Origin of the sequence: Photobacterium japonica (genome assembly GCF_050337005.1) — a bacterium.
Taxonomy (GTDB): domain Bacteria; phylum Pseudomonadota; class Gammaproteobacteria; order Enterobacterales; family Vibrionaceae; genus Photobacterium; species Photobacterium japonica.
Map to the genome: position 1 here is coordinate 1 of NZ_JAKJSN010000003.1, position 17,413 is coordinate 17,413.

At 44.7% G+C, this 17,413-nt stretch carries 15 protein-coding genes and 3 pseudogenes; 13 read left to right on the forward strand and 5 right to left on the reverse strand.

Annotated features, from left to right (window positions below; all coding sequences use genetic code 11):
• Together L4C36_RS00245 and L4C36_RS00250 are read left to right on the forward strand one after the other, a co-directional pair.
• Positions 1-258 (forward strand): ISAs1 family transposase (locus tag L4C36_RS00245; RefSeq protein ID WP_428475792.1); only part of this gene is annotated, 258 nt, incomplete at its 5' end.
• A 1,439-nt stretch (positions 259-1,697) separates the two neighbouring features.
• Positions 1,698-2,561, forward strand: a complete 864-nt coding sequence (locus L4C36_RS00250; RefSeq protein ID WP_428475793.1) for a pPIWI-associating nuclease domain-containing protein — start codon at positions 1,698-1,700, stop codon at positions 2,559-2,561.
• 22 nt (positions 2,562-2,583) lie between these two features.
• Here the strand turns inward: L4C36_RS00250 and L4C36_RS00255 are convergent, their stop codons facing one another.
• Entirely contained in the window at positions 2,584-3,540 is a 957-nt protein-coding gene (locus tag L4C36_RS00255; protein WP_428475794.1) for an IS110 family RNA-guided transposase, read from the reverse strand.
• A gap of 583 nt (positions 3,541-4,123) precedes the next feature.
• Positions 4,124-5,176, reverse strand: a pseudogene (locus tag L4C36_RS00260) (IS110 family RNA-guided transposase).
• A gap of 109 nt (positions 5,177-5,285) precedes the next feature.
• On the opposite strand from L4C36_RS00260, the gene L4C36_RS00265 reads away from it, so the two are divergent.
• Positions 5,286-6,008, forward strand: coding sequence for an HNH endonuclease (locus L4C36_RS00265; RefSeq protein ID WP_428475795.1), 723 nt, complete (start codon positions 5,286-5,288; stop codon positions 6,006-6,008).
• Positions 6,009-6,679: 671 nt separating this feature from the next.
• Complete coding sequence (locus L4C36_RS00270; protein WP_104041650.1) at positions 6,680-7,213, forward strand: shikimate kinase; 534 nt, start codon at positions 6,680-6,682, stop codon at positions 7,211-7,213.
• A gap of 22 nt (positions 7,214-7,235) precedes the next feature.
• Here the strand turns inward: L4C36_RS00270 and L4C36_RS00275 are convergent.
• Positions 7,236-7,417: pseudogene (locus tag L4C36_RS00275) on the reverse strand (IS110 family transposase); the annotation flags it as partial.
• A gap of 282 nt (positions 7,418-7,699) precedes the next feature.
• On the opposite strand from L4C36_RS00275, the gene L4C36_RS00280 reads away from it, so the two are divergent.
• A complete protein-coding gene (locus L4C36_RS00280; RefSeq protein WP_428475796.1) occupies positions 7,700-7,834 on the forward strand; it encodes a hypothetical protein in 135 nt (44 codons plus the stop codon).
• Positions 7,835-7,996: 162 nt separating this feature from the next.
• On the opposite strand, the pseudogene L4C36_RS00285 reads toward L4C36_RS00280, so the two are convergent.
• Both L4C36_RS00285 and L4C36_RS00290 read right to left on the reverse strand, forming a co-directional pair.
• Positions 7,997-8,286 (reverse strand): annotated as a pseudogene (locus L4C36_RS00285) (type II toxin-antitoxin system RelE family toxin).
• Positions 8,276-8,524 (reverse strand): type II toxin-antitoxin system Phd/YefM family antitoxin, encoded by a 249-nt coding sequence (locus L4C36_RS00290; protein WP_428475797.1) that lies wholly within the window; start codon positions 8,522-8,524, stop codon positions 8,276-8,278. Before L4C36_RS00290 ends, L4C36_RS00285 begins: the two are co-directional and overlap by 11 nt.
• A gap of 402 nt (positions 8,525-8,926) precedes the next feature.
• Between L4C36_RS00290 and L4C36_RS00295 the strand changes: the two genes are divergently transcribed.
• From L4C36_RS00295 to katG, 8 genes are all read left to right on the forward strand, one after another.
• A complete protein-coding gene (locus tag L4C36_RS00295; RefSeq protein WP_428475798.1) occupies positions 8,927-9,406 on the forward strand; it encodes a DUF1097 domain-containing protein in 480 nt (159 codons plus the stop codon).
• Positions 9,407-9,809: 403 nt separating this feature from the next.
• Positions 9,810-10,175: a hypothetical protein gene (locus L4C36_RS00300; protein WP_428475799.1), complete on the forward strand. Its 366-nt coding sequence runs from the start codon at positions 9,810-9,812 to the stop codon at positions 10,173-10,175.
• A 51-nt stretch (positions 10,176-10,226) separates the two neighbouring features.
• Positions 10,227-10,736, forward strand: coding sequence for a ClbS/DfsB family four-helix bundle protein (locus L4C36_RS00305; RefSeq protein WP_428475800.1), 510 nt, complete (start codon positions 10,227-10,229; stop codon positions 10,734-10,736).
• A 600-nt stretch (positions 10,737-11,336) separates the two neighbouring features.
• Positions 11,337-11,960, forward strand: coding sequence for an HAD family hydrolase (locus tag L4C36_RS00310; RefSeq protein WP_428475801.1), 624 nt, complete (start codon positions 11,337-11,339; stop codon positions 11,958-11,960).
• Positions 11,961-11,975: 15 nt separating this feature from the next.
• The gene (gene gloA2 / locus L4C36_RS00315; RefSeq protein ID WP_428475802.1) at positions 11,976-12,362 is read left to right on the forward strand and encodes an SMU1112c/YaeR family gloxylase I-like metalloprotein; all 387 of its coding nucleotides are present in this window, start codon (positions 11,976-11,978) and stop codon (positions 12,360-12,362) included.
• Positions 12,363-12,567: 205 nt separating this feature from the next.
• On the forward strand, positions 12,568-13,374 hold the full coding sequence (mtnN, locus tag L4C36_RS00320) for a 5'-methylthioadenosine/S-adenosylhomocysteine nucleosidase (RefSeq protein WP_428475803.1): 807 nt from the start codon (positions 12,568-12,570) through the stop codon (positions 13,372-13,374).
• A 369-nt stretch (positions 13,375-13,743) separates the two neighbouring features.
• Complete coding sequence (locus L4C36_RS00325) at positions 13,744-14,982, forward strand: hypothetical protein (RefSeq protein ID WP_428475804.1); 1,239 nt, start codon at positions 13,744-13,746, stop codon at positions 14,980-14,982.
• Positions 14,983-15,231: 249 nt separating this feature from the next.
• Positions 15,232-17,406 carry a catalase/peroxidase HPI gene (katG, locus tag L4C36_RS00330; RefSeq protein WP_428475805.1) on the forward strand — a complete coding sequence of 725 codons (2,175 nt, stop codon included), beginning with the start codon at positions 15,232-15,234 and terminating at the stop codon, positions 17,404-17,406.
• Positions 17,407-17,413: the final 7 nt, after the last annotated feature.

Here is a 17,413-nt window from a genome sequence, read left to right on the forward strand (position 1 = left end):
GGAGAGGCTATCCGAGCCCACTGGGGCATTGAGTCCATGCATTGGATTTTAGATGTCAGTATGCGGGAAGATGCTTGCCAGATTTACCGAGAAAACGCAGCTGAAAACTTGGCGGGGTTAAGGCACATGGCACTTAACATGCTCAGAGCTGAACCAACCAAGATTAGCGTACCGATGAAACAGAAACGCTGCATGATGAAACCTGCCTTCTTGGAGCAAGTCCTTGTGGCCGGATTGATGTCAATGGCTAAAAATTAAGCGCTCATGCGGACGCCCTGCTACGGGAACACGCTGCTTTCTTTGTGCAGTAGGGTCAACATCAGCGTAGTGAAAATAAACGTTCATGTTGTTTACATTAATTTGTGACATTACGCAGATGCGGAAAATGTAGAATGTACTATGTGGAATGATTCTACATTTCCTCTTTTGATTATTAAATTAATGTATTGGTGTCAATGGCTTAGCTTCAATGTTAGCATGTGCTAATGGTGATATATGGAATTGTAACGTAGAACAATTCCATATATAAAGTTGTTACACGAACTCTAAGATCGCAGTTTTTTGGCTCAGTTCAGCGATTGAGCCATTAGTTTTTTAGTCGTGAAAGTAAGGTGGGTTTCCTTTTTCTTTGTTGCCTTTTAATATTCGTCTTATCAGCTTCGGCAATTGACCATTATTGCCAAAAGTTCATGGATTTCAGAAACCAATTCAGGCTTCAATTGTTCATGGTTTTGCCTCATTTCGGTCTGTATCAGTGTTTTACTCGCAGCATTTTCAATCCCAATTGTGGCAAAGATATTTGGTTTATTAGCTCCAAACTTGCTGAAACCAAATCGTACAAATGGTGTTAGAAAAAGGATTGTTTCGTTTCACAGTTATTGCTGTTGATTGGATATTTTGCTCGCTTAATTGAGTCAGTCTAATTAAAATCGTTTAATAACAAATCTTGGTAAATCAGTTCTTTACCAATGAAAGTAAAGCGTTGACAAAGATCGTGTAACAAAGCAATCAACACGATGCTATTTACATTCGGCATTCGCGGTTTGGAGTGTAATTGGTTTGGAAAGTCGGTCTTTCGCACGTGTTATTGCGGCGTTAGCTGTCTATTCTTGGCAGGGCTTTAGCTCGGTGTTTGGAAATAATTTCAGTGCTCCCTCGGCTCTACGCCAGCAGGGGTATTTGCTGCGGCAGTTGGCTTCTGTGTAAGTCTGCCATTTAGCATCGCATTTGGACGGGTTGAAGTGAGGTCGTTTCATCAAGCGCCATTTCTCAGGCACTTTGTTTTATTGCCTCGGCGGTTCGCATTTCAACGTTCAAATTTTTGATGGTTTCCGCCTCAATGAGTACCGCAGCCCATGCGCTGAACATTCCATGTGCTTAATAAAGTGGGTGGCACGGTTTGTGATTTCGTCATGTGAAATGGCAGCCGTCAGCGTTATCACAATGTATGCAGAAACTCAGCAGGTGAAAGGCGCTCTAGTTGTGATGTTCAACGGAAATATTGCGCTCGCTGGGCGAGTCCCCTTGGCTCTTGTGATAGAGTTAAGTGATTGGATTACGGTAAGTTTGCAGCTAACAAGGCCATTAAATTGATGCGTTACACTCCGCATTTTTGGTATGGAGTGTGGTGGGTTTGGTTAGTGTTGTGGGCGCACAAATTATGGCGGYGTTAAGCTTCATAAAATAGGTAAAGTATTATGAAATTAAAACACCTTTTACAATACGATTATATTAAAGACTTTGAAGAGTTGTTGGTTACTGACTTTGAAAGGGATTTGTTTGTAGCAAGTTTGCGGAATTATTGTTCACATGGAAATCCACTTCGGTTTCATAATTTTGCGTTCTCGATGAGAGAGCTTGTACTACAGATAATAAATAGAAAGGCTCCTGATAGCGTCGTTAAGAAAGCATCATGGTATGAAAAAGAAAGTGAAAAATTTGATGTTACACGTCGCCAAAAGCTTAAGTACTGCGCTCAAGGATATTTATCTGATTCATATTTAGACGAGTTCACCTTAGAAGAGCTAAATCAGAGCATCAAGGACTACCTTAAAGAGTTCAACTTTTTTAATAAATACACGCATATTACAGAGAAGCATTTTAAAGCTTGCCCTAAAAAATTCTACGCAGATATGAAGTATATAATCCAACGCTCTAGAGAGGTTATTGAAGAGATCGACTCAATGGAAAACCTTGTTGTAAATAGCATTCCAGATACAGTCCAAGATCATATATTCGATTATATCATCAACAATTTCCCTAGTGAGTTAGACATACTGGCTAGCAATGTCATTGTAGATTCAGTATCACCAGAAGAACTGGAAGTAACTTACCTAGAAGACAATGGAATTACTGTAGCAGTTTCAGGCACGGTGTATGTGAGTCAAGAATACGGTAAAGGCGAGGATTTTACTGCATTATCCGAAAATTACCCATTCAGTGTGTCTGTCGCGTTATCAGTCGATGATCCAAGCGATATCACCGTAGATGAGTCTGAATTTGAGATCGATACTTCATCTTGGTTTGGGGTAGAAAATGAGCTCGAGGAAATTGAAGCTTAACAAACGACTATGGCGTCAATAATTAATTTTTGGCGTTGTTTTCATCCCATATGGTRCCATCTCGCAGCATGGAATTTAAGATCACTACCATCTTTCTGACGCATGCAATGATCGCGACTTTCTTAGGTTTACCTGCGGCTAATAGTCGCTGGTAAGTCGCTTTAAAAACAGGGTTACACTGCATCGCAGACATCATGGCCATGTAGAGCACGGTGCGTACTTGTGCTCGTCCCCCTTGAATGACTCGCTTGCCTTTATAGCGTCCACTTTCTCGATTGATGGGGGCAACACCAATGAGTGCAGCGGCTTGTTTGTTGGCTATAAGTCCAAGCTCAGGAACGTTGCTAATGATGGATGCCGCTGCGACTTTTCCGATGCCGGGAACGCTTTGCAGAAGACGATTTTTGTTTTGATACTCGGGGCATGATTCAATGAGAGATAGGATTTTTTGCTCAGTTTTTTCTATCTGATTTTTAAAGGTTGTGAGCACGGGGTTGATGGTGCTAGCCAGATGTTTTGGTAGTGATTGTAATCGGTTTTTCTCCATGGTTTGCATGGTCAGCAGTTGATGACGGCGAGCGACTAAATCACTCATTAAACGCATATTTTCAGGTTTGAGTTGCGTCAGATTAGGTTGAATGGCCTCGCTATAGTGAGCAATGAGTCTAGCATCTAATTTGTCGGTTTTAGCTCGTTGACCAATGGCTCCGGCGAACCGTTTAATATGTATGGGGTTGGCAATAACAAAGGGAAGTTTTGCTTCTGAACAAGCAATGATGAACGGCATTTCTAGACGCCCAGTTGCTTCGACAACAACGCGCTGTGGGACATGTTGTTTGATTGTTTTGATGGCCTCTTTGATACCTTTTTCGTCGTTGTTAACAGTAAAAAAGATATCAAGTGGGCGAATAAAAATGTCTAGTTGTGACTTACCTGTATCAACACCGACATGAATGTTTTGATGTGTGCGTGTATTCATAATAAGCTAACTCTTGCTTGCGAAATGCGGGTTCGAGACCCAGTCGACTATTCGAGGTTTGTGCTTGGAGTCCTATGCGGCGTTCATGTTTGTTATCGGTCTCTCGACAGAGGAGCCAGCGTTTAAACGAACTACCGCATAAGAAACTTTAGTTGCAGCTAAAGCTTGGGTCTCACATTACCCAAATGACAAGCTTATTATCCATACAATCTGTTTAAGAGTGATTCGCAACGCGTGGCACTTTTACTATGCGTTGCGTATGGTGGTTAAGGTGGTTTGCGGCAGCTTTTGTATTGCGTTGCTCACACCTTAACAGGGCTACATGGACTCCCCCGGTTGTCAACAACAGCGTCAGGTAATATAAGGTTTGGGACTGCCGCTCTACATTCGGTCTGTTTATTGGCTTATTTGCCATGACCCTGATGACACTACGCGGTTGCGGTTCCTCATTCGTTAGAAGGCATCTTTTGTGCCCGCCGCATTATCAGGTTTTCCCGCAAATGGTCTTAACCATACATCATCATTGGCTATTGCAATGACCCGGTGAAGATTGTGACTCCCTCACAAATGGTTTCTACATCCGTTAATTTTTTATTGGTTGGTAGTCGGTGTCGTGACGTAACAGCGACCAGATAATTCGCGCATTTTTGGCGGCTAATGCCACGATAGCGCGTTTGAAACCGCGTCGCTCAACCAAGTCTTTACACCACAGGCTGAGTCGGTCAGTTTTGTCGCCCAGACTGGCAATCACCGCCCGCGCACCATGAACGAGTAGCGTGCGAAGGTACTTATCACCTTTTTTGGTAATACGCCCAAGCCTTGGTTTACCGCCCGTGGAATACTGGGTCGGCACTAATCCGAACCAAGCAGCAAAGTTTATTAAAATCTAGCTCTGCCTTTATCGAACTGCTCGCCTTTGCCGATACTAGCAATCACTGCCGTCGCAGTAATGGGGCCGATACCTGCCACTTTCATTATCTTTTTGGCATTATGACTGCGCGATACCAGCATATCAAAGCAATGTTCCTGATCGTCAATGCGCTGGTTGAGTACAAAAAGGTGGTCGTAACAATCAGCGATGATTGCTCTGGCTAAATCGGGCAGTAGGTTTTCGGCATCTTCCAGCGCATCGGGAATGGCGCGTTGGAGAGCATGACGCCCAGTGGGGGCGATAATGCCAAACTCAGCCATCATCGCGCGGATCTGGTTAAGTAACGCCGTGCGTTCATGTACCCAATTTTCGCGGGCGCGATGAAGCATCAAAATCGCTTGCTGCTCGGGAGATTTGATTTTTACGAAGCGCGTTGAAGGACGGGCAACGGCGATACAAATAGCTACTGCATCGTTAAGATCGTTTTTGGCGCCCGTTCTGAAAGGCGCCACATACTTGGCCGCCATGATTTTTGGTGTATGACCAAGCTTTGTTAATTCACGCGCCCAATAATGGGCACTGCCACAGGCTTCCATCCAATGATAGCGGACGGAATGTTTGCAAACGTTTCAAGAACTTTAGACCGCCCCCTGAGTTTTACGTTGTAAAGGCTGTTTTGTGGGTCAAGACGTAGCCTGTCGCATCTTCGCCATGGATACTGAAGCTATGTTTGGCTAAATCGATGCCATAGAGTGAAAGTGACATGATGACCTCCGAACATATATCGTGTTTGACTCTTCAAGTGTGGCAGAGTCTGGATGAGGGGGAGTCCATGCCATTCGTTAGACTTTATATTTAGTTAAGTAGGGACTTTATGGAAAAAGGCATAATTGTATATTGGTCAGAATCCCAAGAGGTCATTGAGTTCGATTATGAAAACTTGGAATCTATTGGGTTAGTTCGTTCATCATCGGAGCTATGTGATTCTGGTGATAAATATAACTACGTTATCGAACCACAGATTAACAAATTAGAAGACGGCATGGTTGAAGTGAAAATAAAGTATAAGTCTAATGTTAATACAGATATTGACCCTGACGAAGTATGTTGGGGTACAAGTACCTTGATCTTAAAACCTAATGAATACTCAGGTGAAGCTCATTGGATTGATGATGTCGATCATTCACATGATGGCGTTTGTCGCTGGGTTCGCTTAGATTCCCCTTTAAAGTCGTCACAACGTAGAAGAGTAACTTCAACGAAGTTACAAAGAGAACAAGCTCAATTCAGAAAATTATTAATGAAGCTCGATAAATGTTGTGTTCTTACTGGAGAAGAAAGTAACACGGTCCTTGAAGCCGCTCACATTATACCTGTAGCTGGAGGAGGTCCTGATATTCCCTCAAATGGTATTGTTTTGAGGTGTGATCTACACAGGCTATATGATTCTGCAGCATTTAATTTTGATCGCTATGGTAATGTTCTCGTGAATTCAGAAGCATGTAGCAGTTATTATGTGAAGCTTTTGACTGACACTAAGCTGCCTCGATCTACTCTAGAAAGGGTGCAGCAAGCTTTGGTCGAAAAAGAAGCCTAAAACAGATGAGCCTTTGGGGTGTCAAGGGGTAAAGCGGTCCCCCTTGGGTGCGTAGCAGCCAATATAATCGAATAACAAAGCCGTCTACTTCTCTCTGTCGATTATCGTCGCTTACGACAAACACATATTGAGGGTCTCTTACTGCGGTCTCACCGCTGCCTGCTAGTTTTACGCAGGGCCAGTCTAGGCGTCCCCTAGCCATACATCGGTTAACCCGAGCAGGCACTATTCAAAGCGAATGGTTGCTTTTGCACCAGTTAGTTTCACGCTCGGCTCAGGTGTAAGCAACTTTGTTGTTCGTATTAATGCGCAACAATGGGATGGCTAATCAAAGCAAAGGGGCTTGAACAACCAATGCACAGCAGATCCAGTGAAGGCTTCAATACCAATGAGGGCTGGCGGGATATTAGCAAACGTTGCAAGAACTTTAGACCGCCCCCTGAGTTTTACGTTGTAAAGGCTGTTTTGTGGGTCAAGACGTAGCCTGTCGCATCTTCGCCATGGATACTGAAGCCGAATCTTTTGGAATGGCGCTAGATCAATGCCATAGATAGAGAGTGATAGGGTGGCCTCCGAGATTTTATCGAACCTGACTCATCAAGTGTGGCAGAGCCGGATGAGGGGGAGTTCATGTCATTCGTTATGTGCTCGGACAAAAATTAGGTTAGGCGATGAAAAGAATAAATGTAATAGGCACTAGTGGTAGTGGAAAAAGCACTTTTAGTCGCATGCTCGCGAGTGAGCTCAAGTACCCATATTTGGAAATGGATGCCCTGTTTTGGAAGCCTAACTGGCAGGAATCTTCTGATGAAGAATTCTTTGCAAACTTGGCTGACAGGTTGAGTGACGAACAGTGGGTTCTTGATGGCAACTACAACCGAACCGCTGAAATCAAATGGAGTAGAGTCGATACAATTGTCTGGGTTGATTACTCATTTGTAAGAACACTATTTCAAGCCGTGAAAAGGGCTTTAGTCCGCATAGCGACCAAACAGGAGTTATGGGGTAAAACAGGCAATGTTGAATCGTTCAGAAAGTCCTTTCTTAGCAAAGACTCTATTATTCTTTGGACGTTGAAAACGTACAGCAAAAACAGAGCTCGATATACAGAATTGCTTAATGATCCGAAGTATAGTCATATCAAATTCGTAAGGATAACAAGCCCCAAAAAGGCAAAGGCGTTCATAAGCGAACTACGCACATAACAAACGACTATGGCGTCAATAGCTAATTTCTGGCTATGTTTTCGTCCCACATGACGCCATCTCGAAGCATCGAATTAGGGATCACAACCATCCTCCTTACACACGCAATAATGGCAACTTTTTTCGGTTTCCCTGCATCGCAGACATGATAGCCATGTAGAGCACGGTACGTACTTGTGCTCGCCCTCCTTGAGTTTTACGCTGTAAAGGCTGTTTTGTGGGTTAATGCATTGCCTGTCATATCTTCGCCATGGATATTGAAGCCGAATCTTTGTGGAATGGCGCTAAATCGATGCCATAGAGTGAAAGTGATAGGGTGACCTCCGAGATTTTATCGAGCCTGACTCATCAAGTGTGGCAGAGTCGGATGAGGGGGACTCCATGTCATTTCTTATGCTTTTTTTCTTAAAATCGCAAGTATGAGTGCTTCATAAGTTTGCCAATGGTTTGGTAGAGTTATGATTCGATGCACAAGGAGGATTTCAGATGGGAACGATAATAGGCTTCATCATTTTAGCTGCGATAGATTGGTATCTTGTTCGTAAAACAGGACTTCATATACATCAACTAATTTCTAAAAAGTATGCAGAGTATTTAGATGGCAAAGAAAATCGTAAATAGAGCTTTTTGGGCAATAGTCTGACTCTATGCGACGTGTGATTCTTACTATGCCACTATAAACACCAATGTGTGCAGCGATTTGCTTGTTGGTTATGAGCCCAAGCTCATCAAGTGTGGCAGAGTCTGGATGAGGGGGAGTCCATGCCATTCGTTATACCGCAATCAGTCGTCGAGCCTTGTTATCCTTTCCTGTACACATCGCTACGTTCACGCTTACCTACGGCTAAAACGGTAACAATAACGACATCATCTTGCACTTTGTACACTAAGCGATAGACAGATTGGCGTAATTTGATCTTATACATGTTGTCTGCGCCGGATAATTTGGATGCAGGAACATGTGGGTTAGCCAAGCGCTCAATGAGTTTCTTCTTAAATTGCTGTTGCAAAGTAGCGCCGAGTTTTTTCCACTCTTTAAGTGCGCTACTTTTAAATTCAAGATTATAAGTCATCGATGTTCACTGAAATACTTGATTCAGACTCGCGCTCTTTTGCTAAGGCAAGTAGCTCAATATCCTCAAGTTTATCCATCATTATTTCGTATGCAGCAGCTGGCACACAGTAAAATGCGGGCTCGTTTCGATTTAGTACGGCTACCGGCTCACCATAAGCACTTGCAGCAACCTTCATTGGGTTTGCTTTAAACTCAGTAATACTTGCAGCAACATCAGCCAATATTCTAGAGGTCATTTAAAAGCTCCTTAAAGCAGTCTTTAATTTGGTCATTTTAGTTACAAACAAGCGGAGTAACAAGGTGTTTACCATTGATATGTGCGAGGGATACCTGCGTGTATGCCATGATAAGTCATCATATGCATATCGTCTGCATATCGTCTGCATGTCAATGAAGGTCAACGACGGCACATGAATCGGTACGGTGATAGGCACAGTGATGGGTTGGTGAACCGGATCACAGAAGATAGTCTTGAGCGTGCAATTCGTGCAACTAAATAGGCTTTTATGTGATCAATATCACCGAAGTGCTTGCCCTACATGGCCTAGTATTGGCTGCTTGATTTCAATTTGAAACCAGCACTCGAATCCAGACTCTGAACTCAGTCGGTACGAGACTGGCAAGCGGGTAAGCATACCATGACAACACTTTTAGCAATCTCTATTACGACTGGCATTCTCTCTGGTGTGTGGGGCTGGATTGCGATATCCCTTGGTTTGTTATCTTGGGCGGGCTTTTTGGGCTGCACCAGTTACTTTGCCTCCCCGACAAGTGGTTTAAAAGGCTTGGCAATCAGCCTAATCACTAATATGTCCGGTGTGTTTTGGGCCATGGTGATCATCTACGGGTCGACTTACGCAGGGTTAGAGATCCTTGGCTACGTCATTACGGCGATTGTTGCGTTCTTCATGTGTATTCAAGCCAAGCAAGCATGGTTGGCATTTATCCCTGGTACCTTCATTGGCTCATGCGCCACGTTTGCAGCCGATGGTAATTGGCAGCTTGTGGTACCGTCGTTGATCTTAGGTGGCGTATTTGGTTACCTCATGAAAGCTTCCGGTCTTTGGTTGCAGGCGAAAACCGCGGCGACGTCTTCGGTGGTAGAGCAGACACAGTAAGACTTTTATTCTTGCGAGTGTTCGTTTTTTTCCCGTATATCCCCCCCCAATACCACCTCTCAGTATTCACCGGTTATGCCCATACGTATTGATGGGCATTTCTTACAGCGAAAGCCCTACACCGTATCTTTTTACCCATGATTAGGGCGGGATATTTGCAACCGTTGCAAGAACGTTTGATCGCCCCCTGAGTTTTCATAAAGATAATGATTTTGTCATTCAATGCATTGCCAGCCAGATCTTCTCTATGGATACTGAGACGTAACTTCTTATAGAACAATGCTGTAGGGCGGCTTTCGTGCGTTGTCATACTTAAATTTGACTAGTATGGCAGAGTTTGAATAAAGGGAAGCCCATACCATTTGTTATGAGTATTGATAAAGTTAAAAAGGACATTTTAAAGATGGAAGAGAATACAGAGAAGAAACGTGGATTTTTATTAACAACGTTTTTGATATTGATGATGGTGGTAAATCCTTTATCTGCATTTAGTTATTTTTTCAATGCTGAGATGATATTAACGATTTTCCCCAATATGCCTTTGTGGATAATTTACTTACTAGGTGGCATGTGTGTATTTAATGTTATTTTAGCCATTGGAGTATGGATGTGGAAAAAGCCAGCTATATACGGGTTTTATGCGGTTGTAATGTTTGCATTTCTTATTAATTTATATATGGGTGTGGAACTGATTAGCTCATTATCGGGTTTGATTGGTGGTGTTGTGTTATTTTTTGCAACAAAGAAAAAGATGGCATACTTCAACTAAGAGTTAACGATTAAAAATGCCTCATCACAAGCCATTAAAATGGAGAGAGATATGTCTTCCGTGCCCCAAAACAAGGATGAATTGGCATTAGCCATTAATACAATATTCCCCAAATTAATGGCGGATTATCGCGCTATTCCGGCCAGTCTTGCGCGTCAACCGGGTGTAGAAGGAAACGTTAAAGGTACGCTCATTAGTGTGAGTGACACCGCCGCATATTTGATCGGTTGGGGAAAACTCGTGCTTAAATGGCATCATCGAAAAGCCAATAATCAGCACGTGGATTTTCCTGAAACGGGGTACAAGTGGAATCAGCTAGGATCACTCGCCGATAGTTTTCATCAAGCTTACCATGACTGGGAATATGAAGCGTTGCTTGCTGAGCTTGAATCGACGGTGAGCGACATACAGTTACTGATTGCCCGTTTAAGTGACGATGAATTATACGGTGTGGCATGGTACGAGCAATGGACGCTAGGGCGTATGATTCAATTTAATACGTCATCACCAATGAAAAACATGCGCACCAAAGTGCGGCGATTTTACCGGACATGTTGCTAATCCATTGTCTATTGTTTCTTGATTTGCCTATTGATGCTGAGGCGTAATCCTAGTGGCATGATTGAGAGTGGTAGAGCCTGAATAAGGGATGCTGCATCATTTATCAGGGAAGGATCAAAAGTGCTCAAAATTGTAGACGATTATCCAATAGTATTCGGCTTATCATTTACCGATGTTCAGTACTTTACCGAAGAAAATGATCATAACCCATTCGTCATTCCTCTGTGTTCTCATTGCGTAATGGGAAGAGTGCAGGGTGAATCTCGAGATCCCAATTCAAGTTCGGGGCATTTGGTTTGTGAATATTGCAACGGTACAGGTTATGCGCATCCTCCCGTGCCTGTAAAAATGTTCTCTGAGGCATTTGAGGAGATCGTTGTTGCATGTAATAGCGTTGGTCATTTGAGGTGTCCTCATTGTGGGGCGGGTTTTAAGTTTTACGACAGAAGAGCCTTCTCTGGTAAAAGGCACACATGCGGCCAAAAGCTGACACTAAACACGTCAGCGTGCTTAACAAAATGATCGGGGAGGTGAGAATGGCATCCAGAAAGGAATTCGGTAGCCTATCACGACGCTCAATCACAAATAAAGGATGACACCATGGCAGCAGGTCCGATTAAACAGGTGGTTTTTGATATTGGTAATGTGGTGGTGCGCTGGTCACCCTTGGAGATTGCACGTCTTACGTTCGGTGACACTGACCACGCACAGGTGGAAGCCAAGGCTAGAGCGATTTTCCAATCCGACACGTGGCTGAACCTCAATAAAGGCCTGATTACCGAGGCCGAAGCCAAAGCGCAGTATCAGCAGGATCTCGGGTTTTCCGCACTGGATGCCGACCGGCTGTTTTATTACGTGAAGCATACCCAGTTGCTGATTTATGGCACGGTGGATTTGATTGAGCGTATCAAAGCAGCGGGGTACGGCGTGTATGCCTTAACTGATAACGTGCATGATATTGTGGCGTACTTAAAAGCGACGTACACCTTTTGGCCGTTATTTGATGGCGCGACTGTATCAGCAGAAGAAGGCGTGTTAAAGCCTCAGCCTGAGATTTATCATGCTTTGCTGTCTGATTATCATTTAGTGGCCGCAGATACGGTATTTATTGATGACATGCCGCATAACGTACAAGGTGCAGAAGCGGTGGGCATGGCTGCGATTCAGTTTGCCAACGCTGCCCAATGCGAAGCAGAGTTAAACGCGTTAGGCTTAGTGTTTTAGCACAGGAGTAGCTCGGTGTTTTTAGAAAGTATTCATCACGTTGCGATCATTTGTTCCGATTATCCACGTTCAAAAGCGTTCTATACCGAGGTGTTAGGGCTGAAAGTGATCGCGGAAACCTACCGTGAGCACAGACAGTCCTACAAGTTGGATTTGGCGCTGCCCAATGGCAACCAGATCGAATTGTTTTCCTTTCCTGAGCCGCCAAAGCGCGTGTCCCAACCGGAGGCACAAGGGCTGAGACACTTGGCGTTTGTGGTGAAGTCAGTGCCCGCTTCGGCTGAGTATTTGCAGGCGCACGGGATAGAGGTTGAGCCTATCCGTACTGATGATCTGACCGGCAAGCAATTCACGTTCTTTAGCGATCCAGATGGGTTGCCGCTTGAGTTGTATGAGGGGTAATGCCTAGGTAGGGCGAGCGCCTAAGCATCGGTTTTATCTGTCAGGCGCGCATGATATTCAGTTTTGCGCGGATTCTGCATTCGTCATTGCTGAATTTCATGCTGAGTAAGCGTGATATTTTGGCGAAAAATAACGTAACATGATTGACGCAAACGTTTGCTATCGGTAAATTACGCACTCTTTTTTTATTGATAAGTATGTCGTTATGTTTATGCGCTTGATTGCTCTTTCCCCTGTTGTTGTGTCTTTTTCGGTTTTTGCTGCCCCGCAACCTATCTTGGTGCAAGGTGCGATGGACATCGAAACCAGCACGTTGGTTGCTGCACTGAAAGAATCTAAGGAAACGACAGTCGGTTCTTGGACGTTTTGGCAAGGTGAAATCGACGGCTATCCGGTTGTCGTTTCTCGCACGGAAGTCGGCCTAGCAAACGCGGCGGCTTCCACCACGATCGGTATTGAGCATTTCAATCCAAAATACATTATCAACCAAGGCACGTCTGGCGGTCACGATCCGAAACTGTACCGTGGTGATATTGTGGTGGGTGAGGCTAGCTTCAACATGGGCGCGTACAAAACGTCCTTTAAAGAAAAAGGCCAAGGTATCGACCCGACCCAATGGCAAAATTTCGACGTAACCATGCGATTGCGTGAAAAGGGTGAGTTTGTTGAATACCCACAATTTAAAGCGGATGAGAAACTGGTTAACATCGCTTACTCGCAGGCAGACGTTTACAAAAAGGGTAACGTTGTTAAAGGCTTGATTGGTTCAGCAGACGAATGGAACCGAGAAGTTGACCGTATCAACTGGTTCCACAACACGCTAGGCACGTCTGTTGAAGAAATGGAAACGTCAGCGGCAGCGTTGGTGGCACAAGCGTATAAAGTGCCCTTTGTCGGTATCCGTGTTCTTTCTAATACCGATCAACACAAGCAAGATTTTGATCCACAGACAGCCGTTGATTGTCAGCTGTATACCTTAGATGTGGTAAAGGCGTTGATAAAAAATCAATAACCTCCCTTCAATACAGAGAGAAGAGGTGTGACGGCCTCTTTTTTATCCCGCATTTTTTATCAATACACCCAAATATTAATTAGCCCATATTTTTGCTTTCTGCTCTGTGCTTCCGCGAACTCAATCTTATTGATGAGATACACACTGTGTTTCATTATTTTCCAATCTATCCCGCACTCACGATATTGAAGGAATAAGCCTGCTTTTCTGAGCGCATCGAATCCGGCATAGTGGCGAACGGATCATGATGTGCAGTTAGCATAAAAATGGGCGTGTGATTTTTTAGCGCTACCCATTTTATCAAAATCACGTTAGGTGTTTATTTGTTTTATCCGAGCGGTGAAACAATAATAAGATAAGGATGTAAGCATGATAAATCGATTTAGGCTTAAAAAAACAGTTTGTCACCTCAGTACTTTTTTTTTCATTACCGTAAGCAGTTCTGCCGCCGCATTCTATGATGCCTACCCAGAAAGTGAAGGGCCTTATGTTAGTGGGCCTGCATCTGAAAGCTTGCAATGGCAAGGCGAAGATTTTTCAAACTACTCTGATGGACAGCAGTTAGAGTGCTCAAATGATAAAAGCCCCATTCCCCATTTTGATGTAACGTCTGGATGTTTAGCGTCCAAATATGTAGACGGTTTGAAGCAAGGTTGGACTGACGATAAAGTATTCCGTGTAGTCTCAATCAGTAAATATCACAATGGTAACGAAATAAAGTATACCGACCAAATGAATCAATATCGCGCGTATATTAAAACGTGGAAAAACGGGTCTTCTATTCCAGCATGGTCAGGCTTACATGCTTTTGCGCGTTACCAAACCTCTGATGATTTATATGTGGCCTCTGTTCGTTATGACGGTAACGTAACCATTAAAGTGAAATACCAAGGAAAATATACGACCCTTGCACAAACTAAATTAACGAATGGTGCGAAGCGTTACTTGGATAAAAATGGAAAACTGGCGGCGGGTCAATGGTATACTATTAACTTTTCGGCAGTGGAAAATACATTGACCCTGATTCTGGATGGCACAGAGATATTATCGGTAAATAATGCGCTATTAGCTGAGGGAACGACGGGTATTCGTACTGATTATCTATCGGCTTATCTTGATGATTGGCAGTTATTGCCTGGGGATTCAACAGACATTGATCCACCTACCGATCCTGACATACCAACAGATCCAGAAACGCCTGATCCTGTTGTCGAGTTTGTCCCTGGTCAGACTAACGCCAATAACGGTGATGTTTATTCGTTTAACAATCAATGTTATCAAGCAAAAAACAGCCCAGGCCGTTGGGAGATACCTAAAGAAGGCTCATGGTTTTGGGACGTTGTTGAGTGTGTGACTGACCCTTCAATACCGACGGACCCTGACGTGCCGACAGACCCCGAAACGCCGGATCCTGTCATTGAGTTTGTTCCCGGCGTCACAGACGTCGAAAATGGTGATGTGGTTAGCTATAAAAACAGTTGTTATCAAGCCAAAAATAACCCGGGACGCTGGGAAACACCGAGTGCGAGCTCATGGTTTTGGGATGGGGTGATTTGTCCATCATCTACGACCATACTGGGTGTACACACCCTCCATTTGTATGATTAATTACTTTTACCTATCAATCTAATAGGAAATAACACGTTCTCTCTTGATAAGACGAGGCGTATTGTTCACGCCATAAAGACGAAGTCGTCACAGTATTGGTTGCATTTTTGGCATATAAATGTTGCAAATTAATCTATCAATAGCCGTGAATGTGATCGGCTTCGACTAACCCAATCAAAAGAATAAGCGGAATATGACGTCGTGTGTATTTCGCTGAATAAATCCCCAAAATAAGGGAATGGAGTGAACATGAACCAACATAACAATAACACAGGCGGCAAATGTCCTGTCATGCACGGTGCAATGACTTCCTCTGAAACGTCGAATGTCGCATGGTGGCCCAATGCGTTGAACCTCGACATTCTTCACCAGCACGATACCAAAACCAATCCCCTAGGCGCTGACTTTAACTACCGCGAAGAAGTACAAAAGTTAGATGTAGAAGCGCTTAAAGAAGACATGAAAGCGCTAATGACCAACAGCCAAGAATGGTGGCCAGCAGACTGGGGCCACTACGGCGGTTTGATGGTGCGTATGGCATGGCACTCAGCCGGTTCTTACCGTACCTATGATGGTCGTGGCGGTGCAAACACCGGTAACCAACGTTTTGCGCCATTGAACTCATGGCCTGATAACGCGAACTTGGATAAAGCCCGTCGTCTACTTTGGCCAATCAAGCAAAAATACGGTAATAAAATCAGCTGGGCTGATTTGATCGTATTAGCGGGTACCATTGCGTATGAATCAATGGGTCTGAAAACCTTCGGTTTCGGCTTTGGTCGTGAAGATATCTGGGCACCAGAAAAAGACGTGTACTGGGGTTCTGAAAAACAATGGCTAGCGACTAGCGATGCAGAAAACAGCCGTTACTCCAATGGCCGTGATCTTGAAGATCCACTGGCTGCGGTCATGATGGGCCTTATCTACGTGAACCCAGAAGGTGTTGACGGTAACCCAGACCCGCTAAAAACAGCGGAAGACATGCGTGTAACATTCGCCCGTATGGGGATGAATGACGAAGAAACCGTCGCATTGACTGCCGGTGGCCACACAGTAGGTAAAGCACACGGTAACGGTAATGCAGCGCACCTGGGTAAAGATCCAGAAGGCGCAGATGTGACTGAGCAAGGCCTAGGCTGGAACAACCATACCTCTCGCGGTATTGGCCGTGATACGGTAACCAGTGGTATTGAAGGCGCATGGACAACTAACCCTACACAATGGGACAACGGCTTCTTTGACATGCTACTGAACCACGACTGGCAGCTGACTAAGAGCCCAGCAGGTGCATGGCAGTGGGAACCGGTGTCTATTGAAGAGCAAGACAAGCCCGCTGACGTAGAAGACGCAAGCTTGCGTTGTAACCCAATGATGACTGACGCGGATATGGCCTTGAAAATGGACCCAGATTACCGCGTGATCTCAGAGCGTTTTTACAACGATCCTGAGCATTTCTCTGATGTCTTTGCGCGTGCTTGGTTCAAACTGACTCACCGTGACATGGGCCCGAAAGCGCGTTACCTAGGTCCAGATGTACCGGCTGAAGAGCTAATCTGGCAAGATCCTGTACCTGCTGGCCGTACCGATTACGATGTGGCTGCTGTGAAAGCGAAAATTGCTTCGACTGATCTCAGTATCAATGATTTAGTCTCAACCGCTTGGGACAGTGCACGTACATACCGTGGTTCAGACAAGCGTGGTGGCGCAAACGGCGCACGTATTCGTCTAGCGCCACAAAACGAGTGGGTTGGTAACGAGCCAGAAAAACTCGCTCGCGTATTGTCCGTACTGGAAGGCATTGCCGCTGAAAGCAACGTCAGCGTGGCAGATGTGATAGTGCTGGCCGGTAACCTAGGCGTTGAATTGGCCGCGAAAGCAGCGGGCTTTAACATCGAGGTTCCATTTGCAACGGGTCGTGGTGATGCGACTGCTGAGCAAACTGATGTTGAATCATTTGACGTGCTAGAACCACTGGCAGATGGCTTCCGTAACTGGCAGAAACAACACTACGCTTCTGCTCCTGAAGAAATGCTGCTAGACCAAGCGCAATTGTTGGGTCTAACGGCCCCTGAAATGACGGTTCTGCTAGGTGGTATGCGTGTCATGGGCGCGAACTTTGGCAACAGCCAACACGGTGTCTTCACAGACCGCGTGGGAGCATTGACGAATGACTTCTTCGTGAACCTAACGGACATGAACTACAACTGGAAACCGACTGGCCGTAATTCTTACGACATCGTTTCTCGTCAAACCGGTGACGTAAAATGGACAGCCACTCGCGTTGACTTGGTGTTCGGTTCTAACTCTGTTCTACGTGCTTATGCGGAAGTGTACGCACAGAACGACAACAAAGAGAAATTCGTGAAAGACTTTGTTGCCGCTTGGACCAAAGTGATGAATGCAGACTGCTTGGATCTCGCATAACGATCGC